Genomic DNA, 19,773 nt, shown 5'->3' with positions numbered 1-19,773 from the left:
ATGACTGAACAAGAAGGCGTCATTAAATACGATTTACGCCACCAGCACCAAGCGATTTCCATTGATTTTTCCCTGGCCGAATTGAATGCCTGGCGCAAGATCATGTTGCAGCTGGAATTGATTGGCCAAAATCCAGCTCGTTATCAAGGCTATGGCTTTGGTAATCTCAGCCTCCGCGCCGGCAAATCACAGCGTTTTTATATCAGTGGGACTCAAACCGGTCACCTCCCTAAACTGACCTTGCATCACCTGGCCTTAATCGAGCAGGCTGACCCTGACCACAATACACTCAAATCATCAGGCCTGAGTAAGCCATCATCCGAAGCCCTGACCCATGCCATGCTGTACCGACAAAACCAATGCATCCAGACTGTCATTCATGTCCACAGCCCAACGATCTGGCGACAAACCCAGGCTTTGAATATTCCCTGCACCCAGGCCGATGTCGCTTATGGAACACCGGCAATGGCACAGGCGGTCGAACAATTATTTGACCGGCATCAACTCGGTACGCAGGGTATCATCAGTATGCTGGGACATGAAGATGGCATCATTGCTTTTGCTGATTCCCTATCTCATGCTGCCAAAATACTGATTGATACACTCGCGACGGCCTTTAGCATTGAATTTGACACGGCATCCAACTAAAATACCCATCACTAAATTAGAATATTATAAAACAAATGAAAAAAATTAAAGTTTATACGGCAAACCTGTGTCCTTATTGCACCATGGCTAAAAAACTCCTGGATCGCAAAGGACTCAAGTATGAGGAAATCAACGTAGATAAACAGCCAGGCTTACGTCAGGCATTGATGCAAAAAACCAAACGCCGCACCGTGCCACAAATTTTTATCGGCGATATTCACGTTGGTGGCTTTGATGACCTGTACGCACTAGAGCAAACTGGCAAGCTGGATGAATTAGTGGAAGCTGTTTTCGGCGAAGTGTCTTAAACGGCAGCATTTAGCCCCCCGCAACTTTTGGCCAGATAGCGACCACATCCTGAGCCTTTAAAGCATAGCTGTGCCGCATTTCCTGCGGCACATAGACACCATTGACCATAACTAAAAAGGCCTGCTGATCGTCGATATTGAATCGATCGATCAGTTGCTGCAAGGTGGTGTCATCATCAATATCGACACTTACCGCATGACCTTTTGTGCCCGGCGGCAACAACGGCATCAACGATGCATAGAGCTTAAAGGTGACTTGCATCAAGCCAGCACCTGATGTGTTGCCAGCCAAGCTTCCATCACCCGGCTGGGATCTTGTTGCAAGCGTGGCTTCCAGTCTTGCAAATGAGTTTTATTCTGAATCAGCCCACGCAGAACACCAACATGCTGGGTAAACCCAATCGTGGTTGCGCCAATCAGCACATCGTCTGCAAATTGCAAATTCAGGTATTTAAAGTTTTCAGGATCATAGCATTCAGACTGATCGCCGCCATCTGCCCCCATCCACAATCCAAAGGAACTGGAAATCAGTCCAAGCGTGTCCAGCACATTCATATTAACCGCACCTTGAAAACGTGCGCCGGGCAACCCCAGCATATTTTTAGCAGCAATTTGCGCATGTTCGGCTGCGGTAGGCTGAATTGCCTGAACCGTATTTTCCCCGGTCGAAAAATCCAGCCCCTGTGCCACATCACCCGCCGCATAAATATCCTGTACACTGGTTTGCATATGGCGGTCGATGAGAATGCCCTGCTCTGTTTTAATATCGGTATTTTTCAGAAAAGCTATATTCGGGCGCACACCGGTTGCCGATACCAATAAATCGGCTGGAATTGCACTCTGACCGGCTAATTTGATTGATAGAGGAGACGCCTGGCCAACTTCAACAGCCTCAACCCGGGTTGATGTCAACACCCGAATCCCTTTATCGATACACCAGCGCTTGATTAGATTACCTGCCTTTTCATTCATCATCCGCGGCACCATGCGGTCGCCTTGTTCAACCACGGTGAGTTCGGCGCCTCGTTTGACCAGAGCTTCCAGAATAATACAGCCGATAAATCCCGCCCCCATCAAAACAACTTTGGCGCCAGGCTTAATTTTTGCGGCAATCTGGCGAGCATCGGCCAATGTCCAGCAGTAATTGACGCCGGGCAAATCCATCCCTGTAATCGGCGGTCTGATCGGATGAGAGCCTGTGGCGATCAATAATTTGTCATATCCTAAGGTCTTATCGTTCTGTAAATGGATCTGCTTTTGCGCGGTATCCAAGCCAATGACGTGATCATGACATAAGTCGATCGCCAATCGTTGATAATGGTCGCCGGTTTTACGCAAATAAGTGCCTTTTTCTTCGATATTCTGCATTAACAAATAAGGGATCGCCATTCTGGAATATGGCGGCTCCGGCTCATCGCCAATCAGGGTAATCGCACTGTTTTTGTCGTATTTGCGCAAAGTTTCGGCGGCAATCACACCGGCGGGGCCTGCGCCAATGATGACATAATGCATGATTACACCAATCCTAAGCGCTGTAATGTATCCCGCTCAGGAACACCCTCCGCCGTCCAGCCTCTTAATTGATAGTATTCAGGCAACATTTTCCCCAATTCATTGACTTTTCCCTTAGCCGGGCCGGTTTTGGCGGCTTCTTTCAGCAACCGCTTAGGGAGCGTATCGTCTTTACCTGTCAGGCCGGCATCCAGATTGAATTTCCGCTCAAGATTCCAGATTCGTTCACCCACTTCCAGCAGTTTTTCAGTCGTCCAATCGCCTTGACAGGCGGCATCAAGCTGAGGCGCAATGTCATCTAACGTCCAGGCAAAAGTGGTAAATACACACAAACCGGACGAATCAACCGCGGCGGTGGCATCCTGAAACGCTTTAACCAATTCCGGCTTGCCTTCTGTCGTTAACGGGTCGGTCTTTTCCGGTACGCCCAAAACTTCCGATGATACGGTGTAACTACGCAGGTGACACGCACCCCGGTTTGAGGTAGCGTAGGTCAAACCCATGCCTTGAATACCGCGTGGGTCATAAGCCGGAAACTCCTGACCTTTAACCGTCATGGATAAGTCTGGATTACCATATTTTTCACACAGACGCTTAGAACCCAACCCCAGATCCTTACCAAAGCCTTCACCTTTAGCCGTCAATTCCACCATTTTGACCAGGGCTTCAACATTGCCAAACTTCAATTCGATACCACCCGTCTGCTCTTTACTGATCAGGCCTTGCTCATACATTTCCATAGCCGCAGCCAGTGTCGAACCAAATGAAATAGGATCAAAGCCATCTTCATTACAGATAAAATTGGCATAGGTCAAAGCATCGAGGTCATCAATACCTAAATCAGACCCTAAAGCCCAGGCAGCTTCATATTCCAGACCGCCAGAGGCGTGCCAGTATTCCGGCTTGTTTCGGTAAATGTCAAAGTAACTGTCGCCAAAAGTTGAAAATTAATGAATGATATTGGGCTTGTTGACTGAGCGCGAATCATTCGGTTTATCAGGATTTAGGCAGACGTCAGATTGCCAATCCCAGTTTCGGGTATGTTGACTCCATCGTTTGGGGTTTTGAGCTTTAGCGGCCTCATAGACCGCTTTACGCTGGATTAATATCGCCTGATCTTTAGCCTCATGGCGTTGGGCCGGTGTGACAAATTGAATACCACTATGCCGATGCTGGTGATTGTACCAGTCCACAAAGCCTGCGACCCATTCCCTGGCAGCCGCTATTGTCTCAAAGGGCTGTGAAGGATATTTAGGCGTATATTTAAGCGTCCTGAATAGGGATTCGGAATAAGGATTGTCATTACTCACCGCTGGCCGACTGAGTGAAGTCGCTACCCCCAGTTTTTGCAAGGTTGCCAGCATGGTTGCGCCTTTCATTGGGCTACCGTTGTCAGAATGCAAAACCACCTGCTCGCGTTGAATGCATTCACGTTGGCAGATATCGGTGATGACATCGGCCGCATACTGACTGCTTTCTTCCTGGTAGACCTGCCAGCCGACAATTTTACGGCTAAAGATATCCATAAACAGGTACAGATAAAAGAACTGTCCTTTGACTTGCGTTGCCAGATAGGTGATATCCCAAGTGTAAATCTGATTGGGCGATGTTGCGGTCAAGGCTTTCGGCTGGCTGCGCGAGCTAGGTGTCCGACTGGTATGCCGGTGTGATAATTGATTGGCCTCCCTTAAAACTCGATAAAAACTGGATTCTGAAGCAATATATTGACCACGCTCGGCCAATATCGGCACGATTTGATGCGGCGTACAGTCTTTAAATTCGTCCGAATTAGCGATAGCAAGTATCTCGGCTCGTTCCTCGTCACTGAGCTTATGGCTCGGGGTAAACTGACGCTGTGTCCGGCCATCGACGGATAGCGTTTCAGTTTTTGCCAACGCTGCAAAGTGCGTAAGCTGATGCCGATGATCTCGGCGGCTTTTGATTTTCTTGCGCCCAGGCCGACGGCTTCATCAAAATATTCCAACCATTGTTCGCGTTCTGCAAGAGAAATCATCACGCCTTTTCCTCCCAGAACGCTCGGCACTTTTTTTGAGCACCAATAAGGCGGCGGCTTCTGCCAAGGCCTTTTCCTTTGCGATTTAATTCTTTTTCCAGTTGTTTTATCTCATCCCGTAAAGACTTGTCTGATCGGGATTTTCCTGATTGTTCTGCTTTGTCGGTTTTCTTGATAAACTCGTCTTTCCAAACATCAAGATGATGCGGAAATATACCGTGTTGACGGCAAAAGGCATTTAACGCCTCACCTTCTAAAGCGACGCTTTCCATTAATAAAGCAAAACGCTCTGCCATTGACCAGTCAGCTGGGCGTTTATTCATCGGGGTGTCTGTCATAGGCGTTGTACGAGGTTTCTTTAGCCAGTTTTTAAGGGTAAACAAGTTTACATTCAATTCATCAGCGATACACTGTATCGTTTTATCACCACGTTGCAATACTTTTGATATGGCTTGTTCTTTAAATGCTTTACTATAACGTTGGGACATCGTTTTATTCCTCTGTTTTAATAGAGGCGACAACTAGTCTGACACAGGGGGGTTTTGAATGGAAAAATGTCCCTTGTCGATGGTGGAAATCCGGCCACAGGCGATGGTACAGCCAAAACAGGCGGCATTGGTGGTTAGATTAGCCTTATTGTCGGAAGCGCGAATTTGATGCATGGCCTCGCCGGAAATACGCTCGGCACCTTCAAATTGCACGTCACGCATATTACGGGTCGGCATAGCGCCAATTTCATTGATGACATTCATCAACACCTGAGTTCCGTAGGTTGGTAGGCCATCATGGGTAATGCTGTTACCGGCCAGCACTTGTTTGGCCTGATTAGTGACGTCGAGAAATCGGGGAAAGTCTTTGATGTTGCCAACGCCTTTTGTGCCTCTAACGGCGACCGCCTTTAGATTTTTTGATGCCATGACGGTACCAACACCAGAGCGGCCAGCGGCACGATGTAAATCGTTAATAACGCCGGCATACAAGCATTGTTGTTCTGCCGAACGGCCAATACAGGCAACTCTGAGTAGTGGATCTTGATGCTTTTGATGCAACATTTCGTCGGTTTTCCAGACGCTGTTGCCCCATAAATCATCAGCGGGCAAAATCTTGACATCGTCATTTTCAATGTATAAATAAACCGGCGAATCGGCTTTGCCTTCAAAAATAATCATGTCCCAGCCGGCATTTTTGATTTCAGCACCGATAAATCCACCGGAATTAGAGCAGGCAATGGCTGAGGTCAATGGGCTTTTAGTCACGATTGAATAACGCCCACCGGTTGCCGCCATCGTGCCGGTCAAAGGGCCGGTAATCATGATCAGTTTGTTTGCAGGCGACAACGGCTCAACTTTCGGATCGATTTCCTCGCTCAGATATTTGCTGCCCAATCCGCGCTGTCCTAAATATTGATTTGCCCATTTCATATTGAGCGGCTCGACAGAGATGGTTCTATTAGTCAAATTAACGCGCAAAACTTTTTCGGTCCAGGCCATGATTATTCTCCTTGCGTCAGATTGAATTGAGCGTATTTCCGCATCTTGTTGTAACCGGTCTGTTCTGCATCAATATAAACTATGGCTTCGGTTGGACAAGCTTTAGCACAGGCAGGATCGCCACCGCATAAATCACATTTATCAACCTTATGGGTGTCGGTATTGTAATTGATGGTACCGAACGGGCAGGAAATGGTACACACCTTACAGCCGACGCACAGCGTTTCGTTAACTTCCTTAGCGCCCGTTGTCACATTGGTCGTAATCGCTTCCACAGGACAGGCATGAAGACACCAGGCATCGCTGCATTGCGTGCAGGTATACGGCGAAAAACGCCCTAAATCATGGAAGGTAAAGACCTTGATACGCGATTTAGCGGGATTGAACGCCCCTTCTTTTTCATACGAGCACGCCATTTCGCATTGCAGACAACCGGTACATTTATAAGCATCCAGATGTAAAGATTTTTGCATGACTCATCCTGTTAATTTTTTTCAGTTTTTTTATTTTCTTCAAGCGCTTTTAAAAAATCGTTTTTTCTTTTCAAGGTTGGGAAAATCAATGTTTTTTCCAAATGAAACCCCAACCAGATAATTGGAATCGATAACACCAGGTCTAGCCCAAACTGTCCGCCAAACACCACACTCAATGCAGCCGTTCCAAACAGAAATCCACCCACCAAATAATAATGTGTGCCTAACAGAATTCCCAGTAAAACCATCGTGTGTGCTAGGATGATATGAATACTCATCGCGGCACCTGAGGGACGAATCATATCGGCATGCCACAGTAAAAAAATCAATAATACCGAAATCATGGCGCTGCCCCAGTACACCATTTCATAATGCAGCAATTCTTTATTTTTGACGCCGGTACTGATTTCCTTAGCTTTTTCACTGATCCAGGAGCAATATAAAAAAATTGGCGTGACACATAACCAATAAAACAAAGCCACACGCTCCGATACATCCACCAATAATTCACCGATAAAGACCAGCAAAATCAAACTGATAAAAATAACTTCATTGATATAGATATAATGTAGAGCCTTATCCATGCTCCAGTCTTTATACAATTTTTTCATAACATCAAGCTCCACAAGGTTGTTACTGCATATTAATCACCACCATTTAAGCAAACTTCAACTAAAATAAGAAGTTAAGATTTCAGATAATAGTATCGCTTAACACATGACGCCCACAGAGCAACTCCAGAACAAACCCGGTATGGCAAAAAATCGATTATATCGAGATTGCTATAAATTTATGCAATCGGATAAATTGATACTGCCGACTATCCCTGATGTCGCCTTTAAAATTCGCCGCGCCATCAATGATGAAAAAGCCAATAACAGCAAGATTGCGAAAGTCGTTCAAATTGACCCCAGTATTACCGCGCGTTTGATCAAAATCGCCAATAGTCCCTTATATCGCGGTCGCCGAAAAATTGAAAGCTGCCCAGAAGCCTTGACACGCATTGGTCTTAGAGCATCACAAGACATTATTACCGCATTTGCCATAAAAGCCGTGTTCAGCGCAAAATCCCATTCCATTCGCCGTAAAATGCAGTCACTTTGGACCCATAGCAGCTATGTCGCCGCGATTAGCGCCGTATTGGCCCACAAGACACCGGGCTTTGATCCTGACCGTGCCATGCTGGCAGGCCTGGTACATGATATTGGTGTGGTGCCGATACTGGCTTATGCCGACAAAAATATCGATATTCTGGACAACCCGAAAGACCTGGCCGAAACCATTCGCGAATTAAAAACTGAAATCGGACTCAAGATTATTCAGAAATGGGATTTTCCGGAAGATTTCAATGCGGTGATCAAACATTCTGAAAACTGGTATCGCGATGAACAGACAGAGCCGGATTACACCGATATCGTCATGATCTCTCAATTACACAGTTATATCGGTAAAGTGGATATCAAAAAAATGCCAAAAATGGACGAACTGCCCGCGTATAAAAAACTGGCGGCGGGTCAATTAGATGCTGATCAAAGTATCAATATTTTAGATCAAGCCAAGGATGAGATTGAACATATCCGGCAAATGCTGAATTGATACCATGGATATTCAACAGGTTTTGACAGCTTATCTAAACCGGATTGATAAAACAGCGCCCGCCAGCCTGCTGAAAACCGGTCAAATTATTGATGCCAAGGTTGTGGAAACCCAGAAAAACCAAGATGTCACGCTGATCAAGATTCAACTTAACGAACGCATTCTGTCTCTAATAGCGGAAAAACCCGTACATATTGATAAGAATCAAACGCTGCGCTTGCAAGTCATCGCTCAACAACCGGTTTTAACCTTTAAACAGGTCCCTCCTGCAACACGCGACAACACGAAATCACGCCACCCTATTCCCACGCCAAATAATACAAACGTAGCTACCGTCGAATTCAAGCAAGTACACAGCGAAAAAAGTATCTCAACTTTAATTCAAGCATTAAATGCTGAAAAAACACCTCAACGCTCATCGTCAATAGCGTTGCGTTTTCAAATCGACCAGATCACCGCAAAAACCCTCACCGGTAAATTGCTTCCAGTGCAAGCAAACGCCGCAGAAATACCCAAAAATAATGATACCGTGACCCTCGAATTCAACCAGATTGAAGGCCTGAAGAAACAGGCTGTCAAAAGTGGGCAGCAGATCCTACTGACATTTGATCCGAAAAGGCCTAAGCTTCTGCAATACCTTGAAACGCCCAAAGCAACGACACAAACCGATACACAACGCATTCAACACAGCATTCGTGAATATTTACCCAAACAGCAATCGGCGCCAGTTTTGCTGCAGGAATTGTCTCATCAAATTAAGCATATCGAACAACAAAAATCGGTTCCCGAACAACTCAAACACATTGCCCGACGAATCTTGTTGCTGTTACCGAAACCTACACAACTTAGCAACCCGGCCATTTTAAAACAACAGCTGCGCGACTCAGGGATTTATCTGGAAAGCAAAGTATTTAACCCTTCTCCCACGATACAGCCTGCCATTGAGAATGATTTTAAACTCAAATTATTGCAACTATCCGAACAAATCACGCGTCACCTGGAAGTCGACAAAGCACAACCTTTAACCGAACAGGACCGGGATTTGTTTCGACAACTACAACAAAAATCCAGCCAGGTTTTAGCCCGAATTGTTATGGATCAAATCAACTCCTTACCTAAAGAAGAAGGCAATAAACAGGTCTGGTTATTGGAACTGCCCTTTTTAAATCAAGGCAAGCCTGATAAAGTAAGACTGGAAATTGAACAACAGGCCGAACAGGATAAAACCTCAGAAGATATGCAAAAATGGGCCGTCAATATTACTGTATCCCCACCGGGGCTTGGCACTGTCTATTGCCGCATGAACTGTGTCGGCCAGGTTGTCAATACCCGTTTTTGGAGTGATCGTCCTGCAACGGCAGATAAAATCAGCCGTTTTCTGGATAGGTTAAAACAACAACTGAATGCAAAAGGCGTGACCACCGGCATCATGACCGTACAAGCTGGAAAACCCGAGCACGTTGATTCAGGCCGCCAACCGCATCAATTGATAAACGAAAAGGCATAGGCCCATGGGGCAGGAAATTGAAGCCGCGCATTTCAAACCGGAAGATTTTTTACTCTTCCAACAAAAACTAACGCAGGAAACGCGCATGCTGGACACTATGCTGCAGAAAAATGCCTTTTCCAGCCAACATCCAGTTGCTGGTTTTGAAATTGAAGCTTGGATTGTCGATAACATCATGCAACCCGCCCCGGTCAATGATCAATTCCTGCAATCATTCAATAATCCGTTAGCCTGTGAAGAGCTAGCAAAATTTAACCTGGAATTGAACAGTGTACCGCAACCCCTGCAAGGCGATGGTTTACGCCAAATGCATAAGCAGTTTCAACAAACCTGGGATCAGGCTCTTCGACATGCCAGCACACTGGATAAGCAACTCTTGATGATAGGCACACTGCCAACTTTGCAGGCTGATGAACTCAATTTGCACAACATGTCAGATCGCAATCGCTATCGGGCATTGAATGAACAAATTCTAAACTCGCGTGGTAAACCGGTTCATCTTGATATTATCGGTCATGAACATTTAAAACTCGATCATCATGATGTCATGATGGAGGCGGCGACAACATCTTTTCAAATACACATTCAGGTGCCGGCTGAACTGGCTCATCATTACTATAACGCCGCTATTATCGCCTCATCTATCATGGTTGGCGCTTGCGCGAATGCGCCTTTCCTTTTTGGGCATGATTTGTGGAGCGAAACACGCATCCCATTGTTTGAACAAGCGATCGAGACAGGCGGCTACGCCGGTGTCGCCGGTGGCCCTTTGAAACGCGTCAGTTTCGGCACCGATTTTGCCAAGCATTCCATTATGGAATGTTTTTCAGAAAACCATGCACACTTCCCCGTGTTATTGCCGGAATGCAAAGACACCGAAATCGCAGAGTTTGCCCATTTAAAATTACATAACGGCACGATTTGGCGCTGGAACCGACCGCTGATTGGCATCTCTGACAACGGCATGCCACATATTCGTATCGAACATCGTACCCCCTCAGCTGGCCCTACAGTGATTGACGCCATTGCCAATATGGCCTTATTTTATGGCTTGTGCAAAAAATTTACCGATGACATCATCGACAATGGTTTGCCGATCGGTTTTTCACAGGCTAAAGATAATTTTTACCAAGCCGCCCGTTTTGGCCTAGATGCCCATATCGGCTGGAAAAATGGGCAAAAGCATAGGCTCCATTGGTGGTTGGAGCATCATTTTATCGATGCCGCACTAGAAGGACTCGATGCGTTACATATTGACAGAAAAGACGGCGAAGACTATCTGGAGCTTATCCGCCAACGCGTCAATAATCGACAAACCGGCAGTCAATGGCAACGGAAATATATACAAAAACATGGAAAACACTTCAAACAAATGACACAACACTATTTACAATTGCAACAAACCGGTTTGCCCGTCAGCGAATGGGAGTATTAATCGCATGACACTCATTTTGCAGGAACTCGACCGACTACCGCCCGCTGTGTTGACGGCAAAGCCCGAGCAACTGCACAAAATTTTAGGCGCACCGACTTTATTGCATCTTGAAGGCGAAAAACCCCAGCCGTTGTTTATCTCCATCTTGCTGCATGGCAATGAGCCGACCGGCTTTTATGCCTTGCAACGGCTCTTAAAGCATTATCAACACAAGCCCCTGCCTCGGTCACTGTCGATTTTTTTTGGCAATACGCTGGCAGCGGAAGCTAAGCTGAGACGGCTGGACAATCAACCGGATTACAACCGAGTATGGCCAGGGACCGAACAGGCCGATTGCGAAGAAATACGTTTGATGCAGTACATTTTCGACAAAATGAAAGCCAAAAACCTCTTCGCCAGCATCGATATACACAATAATACCGGCTTGAATCCACATTACGCCTGCATCAATAAGCTCGACAATTCATTTTTACAATTGGCGGCTTTATTTGGCCGACTCATTGTTTATTTCACCCATCCTAAAGGTGTTCAATCACTCAGTTTCGCTGAATTATGCCCTGCGGTAACGCTTGAATGTGGCCGGCCCGATCAAGACCATGGCATTGACCACGCTTTCGACTACCTGAACAGTTGTCTGCATTTATCCGAATTAAGCCAACGCGCACTCCCGCACCGGGATATCGCGGTTTACCATACCGTAGCCCAGGTCAAAATTGCGGATGACATTACTTTCGGTTTTGACGAAAACAGCCATCAATTGATACTGGACAAAGACCTGGAACGCTTGAATTTTACAGAAATAAAACCTGGCACACGTTTTGGTCGGGTAAAATTTCTGCAAAAATTGCCCGTTTTGGCCATTGATGAATCGGGTAAAGATGTCAGCAGCCGTTTTTTTGAGCTTAATCAAAACGAACTGCTTACCCGCTGCGCGACAATGCCGTCTATGCTTACACTCGATGAACGCGTTATCCGGCAAGATTGTCTATGTTATCTAATGGAACAAATAGCATTATGAAATTCTGGGAACAAAAAAGCTTATCCGAAATGACAACTGACGAATGGGAATCATTATGTGATCATTGTGGTAAATGCTGCCTGCATAAACTGGAAGATGAAGACAGCGGCGAAATTTATTTCACCAGTATCGTCTGCGACTTGATCAATCTGGACAACTGCCATTGCACCCGCTACGCGGAACGCTGCACGCTGGTACCGGAATGTCTGGATTTAAAACAGCATGATTTTACTGAATACACCTGGCTGCCAACCACCTGTGCGTATCGCCTGCTGGCCGATGGCGACCCTTTGCCTGGCTGGCATCCGTTGCTATCCGGCAATCCAGATTCCGTACACGAGGCCGGTGTTTCAATCCGTAGCTATGCGATGAAGGAATCAGAAGTCAACGATCCTGAGGAACACATCATCGAATGGCTGAAATAACAATGATAAGCCTATGGTTATGGTGCAATACTGGCCAGTCACTTATAATATCTTGGATTTTAAATTCGGGTGTGCCTGCACAATTTGAAACTCTTCAACAAGAAAAAAGATAAAATATGTCAAAACTTACCAGCTCTGCAGAATGGAACGCGGTACAACAACACTTCAATAATTTCGCACAAAACTTTTCCATGAAGGAGGCATTTCAGGCCGACCCCGACCGCTTCAAGAAATTTTCACTCACCTTTAATGACATATTATTCGATTTTTCAAAAAACCGAATTAGTGAAGAAACACTGCGCCTGTTACTGGCCTTGACCGAACAGGCCGACCTCAAACAAAAAACCGAACAGATGTTTAACGGTGAAACCATCAACATCACCGAAAAACGCGCTGTCTTACACACCGCTTTACGCAACCGGACAAATACGCCGGTGTATGTAAACGGTGAAGACGTAATGCCAAAAATCAATCAGGAACTGGAAAAAATGCGCATTTTTTCCGAAAAAGTGCGTTCGGGCGAATGGCGCGGCATCACCGGCAAACAAATCACAACGGTTGTCAATATCGGCATCGGCGGCTCTGATTTAGGTCCTAAAATGGTTTGTACTGCCTTAAAACCCTATGCACGGCCTGACCTGGACATTCACTTTGTTTCCAATGTTGATCAGGCCCACCTGGTTAATACATTGAACCAGCTTGATCCTGAAACAACCCTTTTTATCGTCGCTTCCAAAATGTTCAATACCTTGGAGACTATGACCAACGCGAACTCGGCCAAACGTTGGTTTCTTGAGGCAATTGGTGATAACGAAGCGATCAAAAAACATTTTGTAGCTGTTTCAACCCACCCAGAAAATGTCGCAAAATTCGGTATTGACCCGGTGAATACCTTTCAGTTCTGGGACTGGGTCGGTGGCCGCTATTCCCTATGGTCGGCAGTCGGACTATCCATTGCTGTCTATATCGGCATGGACCGCTTTGAGCAATTACTGGAAGGTGCTTTCGAAGCCGACCAGCATTTCCGCCATACGCCTTATGCCGAAAATATTCCCGTTATCATGGCCTTGCTTGGCATTTGGTATAACAACTTTTTTGAAGCCGAATCCCATGCTATCTTGCCTTATGACCAATCCCTGTGCCGCTTTAGCGAATATTTTCAACAAGGCGATATGGAAAGTAATGGAAAACGTGTCGATATGGAAGGCCATATTGTCGATTACCAAACTGGCCCCATCATCTGGGGACAACCGGGCACTAATGGTCAACACGCGTTTTATCAACTAATGCACCAAGGCACTAAGCTAATTCCCTGTGATTTTCTGGCGCCAGCGCAAAGTCATTATGATTTACCCGAACATCACGATATTCTGATTTCAAATTTTTTAGCGCAGCCTCGTGCACTGATGCTGGGCAAAACCCGCGAAGAAGTCTTAGCCGACCTCACTGAAGAGGAACGAAAAGATGAAGTGCTGATCAATTCGAAAATTTTCCCTGGCAATAAACCTTCTAATTCCTTTTTATTTAAAAAACTAACACCCAAAACACTGGGCACTTTAATCGCATTTTATGAACACAAAATTTTTGTCCAGGGTGTGATCTGGCACATAAATTCATTTGACCAAATGGGTGTAGAATTAGGCAAGATACTGGCAAAAGCCATTCTGCCGGAACTGAAAAATGATGACGAAATCAACAGTCACGATTGTTCAACTAATGGCTTAATAAACACTTACAAAAAACTCAGGTAAGCATTTGCCCGCCGTACATATTCAGCGCAACGCCTTTCTAATTTTAATCATTGGCCTTGTTTTATTGACACTGGTTGCCTGTGAAAATCATTCCAGCCAACATTTGGGGTTTAATAAACTGGAACAAATTCGTTCTACGGGGGTACTGAAAGTCCTTACCCGACAGGACCCCACAACCTATTATGAAGGCCCCGAAGGTCTAACCGGACTAGAGTATGACCTAGTTCAGCTATTCGCCAAACAATTAAAGGTCGAGGTAGAATTTATCTTCCCTGACAGTTTTGACGCTATCTTGCAGGATATTGCGGCAGGCAAAGCCGATATTGCCGCTGCCGGCCTGACCGTCACCGAAGAACGCAAACAAAAAATGCGTTTCGCCCCACCCTATCAAACCATTACCGAACAAGTCGTTTACCGCTACAAACGCCCCAAAACCATTGCCGATTTGAGCGAGGGTATATTAGAAGTAGTTAAAGGCAGCAGCCATGTGGCCACATTGAACCGGTTAAAAAAACAATATCCAAAGCTCGAATGGCAAGAAAACAGTAAACTAGACAGCGATGGTTTATTGTATTTAGTCAATGTCGGTCTGATCGATTTCACCATTGCCGATTCTCATCAAGCCGCGATTATCCGCAGCTATTATCCCAAACTCAATATCGCATTTAATTTGGCCGAACCTCAACATTTAGCCTGGGCTTTGCCACTGTCTGATGATGACAGTTTATACCAGGAAATCGTACGTTTTTTTCAGAAAATCAAACAGGATGGTACATTAAAAGCCTTGTTGGAAAAACATTATGGCCATATCAACAACCTAAATTATGTTGGGAATTGCACCTTTCGCAAACATGTAAAAGAACGCTTGCCAAAATACGAAGCACTTTTTAAGGCTACGGCAAAAAAATATCAGCTGGATTGGCGCTTTTTGGCCGCAATCAGTTACCAAGAGTCGCACTGGAATCCTAAAGCTGTCTCACCCACCGGTGTCAAGGGACTGATGATGCTTACCCAAGCCACAGCCAGGCAACTGGGAATAAAAAACCGGCTTGACCCGGCTCAAAGTATTGACGGTGGCGCCCGCTACTTTAAACAACGCTTACAAAAAATCCCCAGCCGAATTCCTGAACCCGATCGCATCTGGTTCGCGCTGGCATCCTATAATATTGGTTTTGGTCATTTAGAGGACGCCAGAATTTTGGCTCAGAAAATGGGCAAGAATCCGGACAAATGGCTTGATGTCAAAAAAATACTCCCCTTACTCAGCAAACCCAAGTGGTACAAAAAAACCAAACATGGTTATGCGCGCGGGAGAGAACCGGTACGTTATGTCGAAAATATCCGCAGTTATTATGATCTACTGATTTGGTTGACCAAAGACGATCAAATTCAGAAAAACGTCATGATTGAAAAAGAAAAAGAAATTGAACTCCCCCCGAACAAGGCACTGGACGTGACAAGCCCAGTTTTATGATTGTGTTCTCTGCCGCCGTTTAGATCTAAAAAAATCCGTCAACAATTCACTGCAAGCCTCTTGCAGCACCCCGCCCTGCCAAACAACCTTATGATTTAAAAAGGAAGCATCAGCCAACTGCAAGGCATGACATACCGCGCCGCGTTTAGGATCAAAAGCACCAAATACCAGCCGTTGAATTCGCGCATGAATAATGGCCCCCATGCACATCACACACGGCTCTAATGTAACATACAGCGTGGTGTCGATTAAACGGTAATTTTCTAACGTTTTGCCTCCTTGCCGGATTGCCATTATCTCAGCATGACAACTGGGATCATGATGCAAAATGGGACTGTTCCAGCCTTCTGCCACACACTCACCCGCCGCATTTACTAAAACTGCACCAACCGGCACTTCTCCACGTTGTTCAGCGCGTTCGGCCAGTCGAATGGCATATCGCATCCAGGCTTCATCTTCGGCTGTTATTCCCATTCAATGGTGGCCGGAGGTTTACCTGAAATATCATAAGTGACTCGGGAAATACCATTGATTTCATTGATAATTCGGCGAGAGACCAGATCAAGGAAATCGTATGGTAAATGCGCCCACCGTGCCGTCATAAAATCAATGGTTTCGACTGCCCGAAGTGCAATGACATAATCGTAGCGACGGCCATCGCCCATAACGCCGACTGACTTGACTGGCAAGAAAACAGCAAATGCTTGGCTGACTTTGTCATAAAGATCATGGTTATACAATTCTTCAATAAAAATCGCATCGGCCTGGCGTAGTAAATCGGCATAGGTTTTTTTAACTTCCCCCAGGATTCGAACCCCTAATCCTGGCCCCGGAAATGGATGGCGATACACCATGTCGGCAGGTAATCCAAGTTCGACGCCAATCTTTCGAACTTCATCCTTAAATAATTCGCGTAAAGGTTCAACCAGTTTCAGTTTCATATTTTCAGGCAAGCCGCCGACATTATGATGTGATTTGATTAAATGCGCTTTACCGCTTTTAGCGCCAGCCGATTCAATGACATCGGGATAAATAGTTCCTTGCGCCAACCATTTTGCATCGGTCAACTTAGATGCTTCTTCATCAAAAATTTCGACGAAGAGATTACCGATGATTTTACGTTTTGCCTCAGGATCGGTCACGCCCTCTAAGGCATCTAGATAGCGTTTCTCAGCATCGACCCGAATCACCTTAACGCCCATGTGCTTGGCAAAGGTCGCCATGACATGATCACCTTCGTGTAAACGCAAAAGTCCGGTATCAACAAAAACACAAGTGAGCTGGTCACCGATCGCTTCATGCAATAATGCGGCCACAACGGAGGAGTCCACACCACCAGAAAGCCCCAAGATAACTTTATCGCTACCTACTTTTTTACGCACGGCGGCTATGCTGTCTTCGATAATATTGCTGGCGGTCCATAATGCCTCGCAACCACAAATATCGATGACAAAGCGTTTTAAAATACGTCCGCCTTGTTTGGTATGTGTGACTTCCGGATGGAATTGCAGTCCATAAAACGCTTTTTCTTCATTGGCGATACCGGCAACGGGGGCACCCTCTGAACTGGCGATCAATTTGAAACCTTCGGGCATTTCAGTCACCCGGTCGCCGTGGCTCATCCATACATCTAATAAGCCATAGCCTTCCTCGGAGGTATGATCTTCTATATTGATTAACAAACGCGAATGCCCATGCGCACGCACCTGAGCATAACCAAATTCGCGATGCTCGGAAGCCTCAACCTTGCCGCCTAATTGTTCGGTCATCGTTTGCATGCCATAGCAAATACCCAATACCGGTACACCAGCCTCAAAAACATATTGCGGCGCACGCGGGGTTTCATGACTCGTCACTGTTTCCGGGCCACCGGACAAAATAATGCCTTTAGGCGCAAAGCGACGAATCTCGTCTTCACTACATTCACAGGAGTAAATTTCGCAATAGACCCCAATTTCGCGAATGCGTCGGGCAATCAATTGGGTGTATTGGGAACCAAAATCCAGAATCAGAATTTTGTCGGAATGGATATTGCTTGCTTGTGTCACGTCAATCGTCTCTTAAAAGTTAAATAATAAAAGGGCTCATTCGAGCCCTTTTGTCACCGGGTTTGGATGCTGCTTATGACAAGCGATAATTCGGTGCTTCTTTGGTAATCGTGACATCATGCACATGACTTTCACGCATACCGGCGCTGGTCACTTTAACAAATCGTGCTTTTTGATGAATCATCTCGATATTTTCACTGCCGGTATAACCCATGCTGGCACGAATACCCCCTAATAATTGATGAATAATGGTCAGCAATGTGCCTTTATAAGGAACACGGCCTTCAATGCCTTCTGGCACCAGTTTTTCGACGCTGTCGGCCTCTTCCTGAAAATAACGATCGCTGGAGCCTTGTTTTTGCGACATCGCACCTAAAGAGCCCATGCCGCGATAGGATTTATATGACCGACCTTGATAAAGCTCAACCTCGCCTGGTGCTTCTTCTGTCCCGGCAAACATACTGCCTAGCATCACACAATGCGCACCGGCCGCTAAAGCTTTGGCGACATCGCCGGAGAAACGAATACCGCCATCGGCAATTAACGGCACATCAGTATCTTTCAATGCTTCAGCAACATTATTGATTGCCGTAATTTGTGGTACGCCAACGCCAGCGACAATACGCGTAGTACAGATTGACCCCGGCCCGATCCCGACCTTAACGCCATCGGCGCCCGCTTCAACTAATGCTTTAGCCGCTTCAGCGGTAGCAATATTACCGCCAATAACCTGTAAATCCGGAAAATTATGTTTAACCCAGCGCACCCGGTCGAGTACGCCTTGTGAATGACCATGCGCCGTATCGACGACAATCACATCGACACCTGCATTGACCAGGGCTTGCACCCGTTCCTCCGTACCCGCTCCGGTACCCACCGCAGCACCGACACGCAATCTTTCCTGGCTGTCTTTACAAGCGTTAGGATAATCCTTGGCTTTTTGAATATCCTTGACCGTAATCAGACCGCGCAGATGAAAATCATCATTAACGACCAGAACTTTTTCAATCCGGTGTTGATGCAGCAAGGCAATGACTTGTTTAGGGTCAGCGCCTTCCTTAACGGTAACCAGTTTATCCTTTGGCGTCATGACCGAAGCAACCGGCTCATCTAAGCGCGTTTCAAAGCGTAGATCCCGACTGGTCACAATGCCGACTAATGACTCTCCATCGACGACAGGTACGCCGGATATATTTTTTTTACGCGTCAATTCGATCACATCCCGAACCGTTGCCGAAGAAGTCACCGTTATTGGATCTTTAATGACACCGCTTTCATATTTTTTAACTTGACTGACTTGCTTTGCCTGTTTTTTAGCCGTCATGTTTTTGTGAATAATACCGATACCGCCTTCCTGAGCCATGGCAATCGCGAGGCGGGCTTCGGTAACGGTATCCATCGCTGCCGAAACCAGGGGGATATTCAATTTAATGTTTCGCGTAAGCTGAGTCGCCATATCCACATCCCTAGGTAACACCGTTGAATGTGCCGGCACCAGCAAAACATCGTCAAATGTGAGCGCTTCCTGTATCACTTGCATGTCAGTACCTTGAGTTTTTTGTTAACTTTTCATTATAGCAAAATACAAACATAATCAACAATTCATCGCTTGGCCTTAGGCACATCATGCTGTGTTTGCAGCGCCACTTTGATACCATCCAAATCTTGTTGTTTAGGACGATGTAGGCCCGCACCTAATAAAGCGATAACACTAAAAATATACAACGTATTGTATCCATCCCCCAAAATAAACATAATCAAGCCGAAGCTGGCAATCAGTTCAATCACCAGTTGAGTCCATACAATCGTTATAAAATAACGATCTTCGGCTGATTTATCACCTGGCATGGTTTGATTGAGACGTATCAATACAAATCGAAGCAGGTTAGTTAAAGGTAATAACACAATAGCCGCAATATAGAGGAACGTTCGAATCAACACGCGCTGCTCCTCCCCTAAATCATACTGAATCTGTGCATCAAAATAGTGACAAATCAGGTTATAGATCAATACTGTCAAAACAACACTATAAACAACCCACCAGTGTTTTCTTAGCTCCTTATTTTCCGCCATA

The 19,773-nt window shown here is 45.9% G+C and carries 17 protein-coding genes and 3 pseudogenes; 9 read left to right on the top strand and 11 right to left on the bottom strand.

Annotated features, from left to right (window positions below):
* Together JEU20_RS08060 and grxC are read left to right on the top strand one after the other, a co-directional pair.
* Window positions 1–648, top strand: a complete 648-nt coding sequence (locus JEU20_RS08060; protein ID WP_198244853.1) for a class II aldolase/adducin family protein — start codon at window positions 1–3, stop codon at window positions 646–648.
* A gap of 35 nt (window positions 649–683) precedes the next feature.
* Window positions 684–956 (top strand): glutaredoxin 3, encoded by a 273-nt coding sequence (gene grxC / locus JEU20_RS08055; protein WP_198244850.1) that lies wholly within the window; start codon window positions 684–686, stop codon window positions 954–956.
* A gap of 10 nt (window positions 957–966) precedes the next feature.
* Here grxC and JEU20_RS08050 read toward each other — a convergent pair whose 3' ends face one another.
* The 7 genes and pseudogenes from JEU20_RS08050 to JEU20_RS08020 all read right to left on the bottom strand — a co-directional run bounded on the left by JEU20_RS08050 (window position 967) and on the right by JEU20_RS08020 (window position 7,056).
* Window positions 967–1,248 carry a MoaD/ThiS family protein gene (locus JEU20_RS08050; RefSeq protein ID WP_214657294.1) on the bottom strand — a complete coding sequence of 94 codons (282 nt, stop codon included), beginning with the start codon at window positions 1,246–1,248 and terminating at the stop codon, window positions 967–969.
* Complete coding sequence (locus JEU20_RS08045) at window positions 1,218–2,468, bottom strand: NAD(P)/FAD-dependent oxidoreductase (protein ID WP_198244846.1); 1,251 nt, start codon at window positions 2,466–2,468, stop codon at window positions 1,218–1,220. The genes JEU20_RS08050 and JEU20_RS08045 overlap by 31 nt, the downstream gene beginning before the upstream one ends.
* A 2-nt stretch (window positions 2,469–2,470) precedes the next feature.
* Window positions 2,471–3,379: pseudogene (locus tag JEU20_RS08040) on the bottom strand (aldehyde ferredoxin oxidoreductase family protein); the annotation flags it as partial.
* A 36-nt stretch (window positions 3,380–3,415) separates the two neighbouring features.
* Window positions 3,416–4,970: pseudogene (locus JEU20_RS08035) on the bottom strand (IS3 family transposase).
* A gap of 45 nt (window positions 4,971–5,015) precedes the next feature.
* A pseudogene (locus JEU20_RS08030) lies at window positions 5,016–5,972 on the bottom strand (aldehyde ferredoxin oxidoreductase N-terminal domain-containing protein); the annotation flags it as partial.
* Window positions 5,973–5,974: 2 nt separating this feature from the next.
* Window positions 5,975–6,445, bottom strand: a complete 471-nt coding sequence (locus tag JEU20_RS08025; protein WP_198244842.1) for a 4Fe-4S dicluster domain-containing protein — start codon at window positions 6,443–6,445, stop codon at window positions 5,975–5,977.
* Window positions 6,446–6,456: 11 nt separating this feature from the next.
* Window positions 6,457–7,056 (bottom strand): hypothetical protein, encoded by a 600-nt coding sequence (locus JEU20_RS08020; protein ID WP_198244840.1) that lies wholly within the window; start codon window positions 7,054–7,056, stop codon window positions 6,457–6,459.
* A gap of 181 nt (window positions 7,057–7,237) precedes the next feature.
* Here JEU20_RS08020 and JEU20_RS08015 point away from each other — a divergent pair, with 181 nt between their 5' ends.
* The 7 genes from JEU20_RS08015 to mltF all read left to right on the top strand — a co-directional run bounded on the left by JEU20_RS08015 (window position 7,238) and on the right by mltF (window position 15,651).
* Entirely contained in the window at window positions 7,238–8,041 is an 804-nt protein-coding gene (locus tag JEU20_RS08015) for an HDOD domain-containing protein (protein ID WP_245395152.1), read from the top strand.
* Window positions 8,042–8,045: 4 nt separating this feature from the next.
* Window positions 8,046–9,548: a flagellar hook-length control protein FliK gene (gene fliK, locus JEU20_RS08010; RefSeq protein ID WP_198244836.1), complete on the top strand. Its 1,503-nt coding sequence runs from the start codon at window positions 8,046–8,048 to the stop codon at window positions 9,546–9,548.
* Window positions 9,549–9,552: 4 nt separating this feature from the next.
* On the top strand, window positions 9,553–10,983 hold the full coding sequence (locus JEU20_RS08005; protein ID WP_198244834.1) for a glutamate-cysteine ligase family protein: 1,431 nt from the start codon (window positions 9,553–9,555) through the stop codon (window positions 10,981–10,983).
* Window positions 10,984–10,987: 4 nt separating this feature from the next.
* A complete protein-coding gene (locus tag JEU20_RS08000; protein WP_198244832.1) occupies window positions 10,988–12,001 on the top strand; it encodes a M14 family metallopeptidase in 1,014 nt (337 codons plus the stop codon).
* Complete coding sequence (locus JEU20_RS07995) at window positions 11,998–12,426, top strand: YcgN family cysteine cluster protein (protein WP_198244830.1); 429 nt, start codon at window positions 11,998–12,000, stop codon at window positions 12,424–12,426. The genes JEU20_RS08000 and JEU20_RS07995 overlap by 4 nt, the downstream gene beginning before the upstream one ends.
* 116 nt (window positions 12,427–12,542) lie before the next feature.
* A complete protein-coding gene (gene pgi / locus JEU20_RS07990) occupies window positions 12,543–14,177 on the top strand; it encodes a glucose-6-phosphate isomerase (RefSeq protein WP_198244828.1) in 1,635 nt (544 codons plus the stop codon).
* Window positions 14,178–14,181: 4 nt separating this feature from the next.
* On the top strand, window positions 14,182–15,651 hold the full coding sequence (mltF, locus tag JEU20_RS07985) for a membrane-bound lytic murein transglycosylase MltF (protein ID WP_245395151.1): 1,470 nt from the start codon (window positions 14,182–14,184) through the stop codon (window positions 15,649–15,651).
* Here mltF and tadA read toward each other — a convergent pair.
* From tadA to JEU20_RS07965, 4 genes are all read right to left on the bottom strand, one after another.
* Window positions 15,646–16,125: a tRNA adenosine(34) deaminase TadA gene (tadA, locus tag JEU20_RS07980; protein ID WP_198244826.1), complete on the bottom strand. Its 480-nt coding sequence runs from the start codon at window positions 16,123–16,125 to the stop codon at window positions 15,646–15,648. The two genes, mltF and tadA, sit on opposite strands and share 6 nt — an antisense overlap.
* Window positions 16,116–17,699 (bottom strand): glutamine-hydrolyzing GMP synthase, encoded by a 1,584-nt coding sequence (guaA, locus tag JEU20_RS07975; RefSeq protein WP_198244824.1) that lies wholly within the window; start codon window positions 17,697–17,699, stop codon window positions 16,116–16,118. The genes tadA and guaA overlap by 10 nt, the downstream gene beginning before the upstream one ends.
* Window positions 17,700–17,772: 73 nt before the next feature.
* Window positions 17,773–19,239, bottom strand: coding sequence for an IMP dehydrogenase (guaB, locus tag JEU20_RS07970; protein WP_198244822.1), 1,467 nt, complete (start codon window positions 19,237–19,239; stop codon window positions 17,773–17,775).
* A gap of 62 nt (window positions 19,240–19,301) precedes the next feature.
* The gene (locus JEU20_RS07965; RefSeq protein WP_198244820.1) at window positions 19,302–19,772 is read right to left on the bottom strand and encodes a hypothetical protein; all 471 of its coding nucleotides are present in this window, start codon (window positions 19,770–19,772) and stop codon (window positions 19,302–19,304) included.
* Between the last annotated feature and the right edge of the window lies 1 nt (window position 19,773).

This window comes from methane-oxidizing endosymbiont of Gigantopelta aegis (assembly GCF_016097405.1).
Classification (GTDB): Bacteria; Pseudomonadota; Gammaproteobacteria; order Methylococcales; family Methylomonadaceae; genus Methylomarinum.
This window is presented reverse-complemented; position numbering and strand designations above follow the sequence as displayed.

What these genes read in the sequence shown, in the direction of transcription:
- JEU20_RS08060 (WP_198244853.1), top strand. Translation starts at nt 1, where the DNA reads ATGACTGAACAAGAAGGCGTCATTAAATACGATTTACGCCACCAGCAC.
- grxC (WP_198244850.1), top strand. Translation starts at nt 684, where the DNA reads ATGAAAAAAATTAAAGTTTATACGGCAAACCTGTGTCCTTATTGCACC.
- JEU20_RS08045 (WP_198244846.1), bottom strand. Translation starts at nt 2,468, where the DNA reads ATGCATTATGTCATCATTGGCGCAGGCCCCGCCGGTGTGATTGCCGCC.
- JEU20_RS08025 (WP_198244842.1), bottom strand. Translation starts at nt 6,445, where the DNA reads ATGCAAAAATCTTTACATCTGGATGCTTATAAATGTACCGGTTGTCTG.
- JEU20_RS08020 (WP_198244840.1), bottom strand. Translation starts at nt 7,056, where the DNA reads ATGAAAAAATTGTATAAAGACTGGAGCATGGATAAGGCTCTACATTAT.
- JEU20_RS08015 (WP_245395152.1), top strand. Translation starts at nt 7,238, where the DNA reads ATGCAATCGGATAAATTGATACTGCCGACTATCCCTGATGTCGCCTTT.
- fliK (WP_198244836.1), top strand. Translation starts at nt 8,046, where the DNA reads ATGGATATTCAACAGGTTTTGACAGCTTATCTAAACCGGATTGATAAA.
- JEU20_RS08005 (WP_198244834.1), top strand. Translation starts at nt 9,553, where the DNA reads ATGGGGCAGGAAATTGAAGCCGCGCATTTCAAACCGGAAGATTTTTTA.
- JEU20_RS08000 (WP_198244832.1), top strand. Translation starts at nt 10,988, where the DNA reads ATGACACTCATTTTGCAGGAACTCGACCGACTACCGCCCGCTGTGTTG.
- JEU20_RS07995 (WP_198244830.1), top strand. Translation starts at nt 11,998, where the DNA reads ATGAAATTCTGGGAACAAAAAAGCTTATCCGAAATGACAACTGACGAA.
- pgi (WP_198244828.1), top strand. Translation starts at nt 12,543, where the DNA reads ATGTCAAAACTTACCAGCTCTGCAGAATGGAACGCGGTACAACAACAC.
- tadA (WP_198244826.1), bottom strand. Translation starts at nt 16,125, where the DNA reads ATGGGAATAACAGCCGAAGATGAAGCCTGGATGCGATATGCCATTCGA.
- guaB (WP_198244822.1), bottom strand. Translation starts at nt 19,239, where the DNA reads ATGCAAGTGATACAGGAAGCGCTCACATTTGACGATGTTTTGCTGGTG.
- JEU20_RS07965 (WP_198244820.1), bottom strand. Translation starts at nt 19,772, where the DNA reads ATGGCGGAAAATAAGGAGCTAAGAAAACACTGGTGGGTTGTTTATAGT.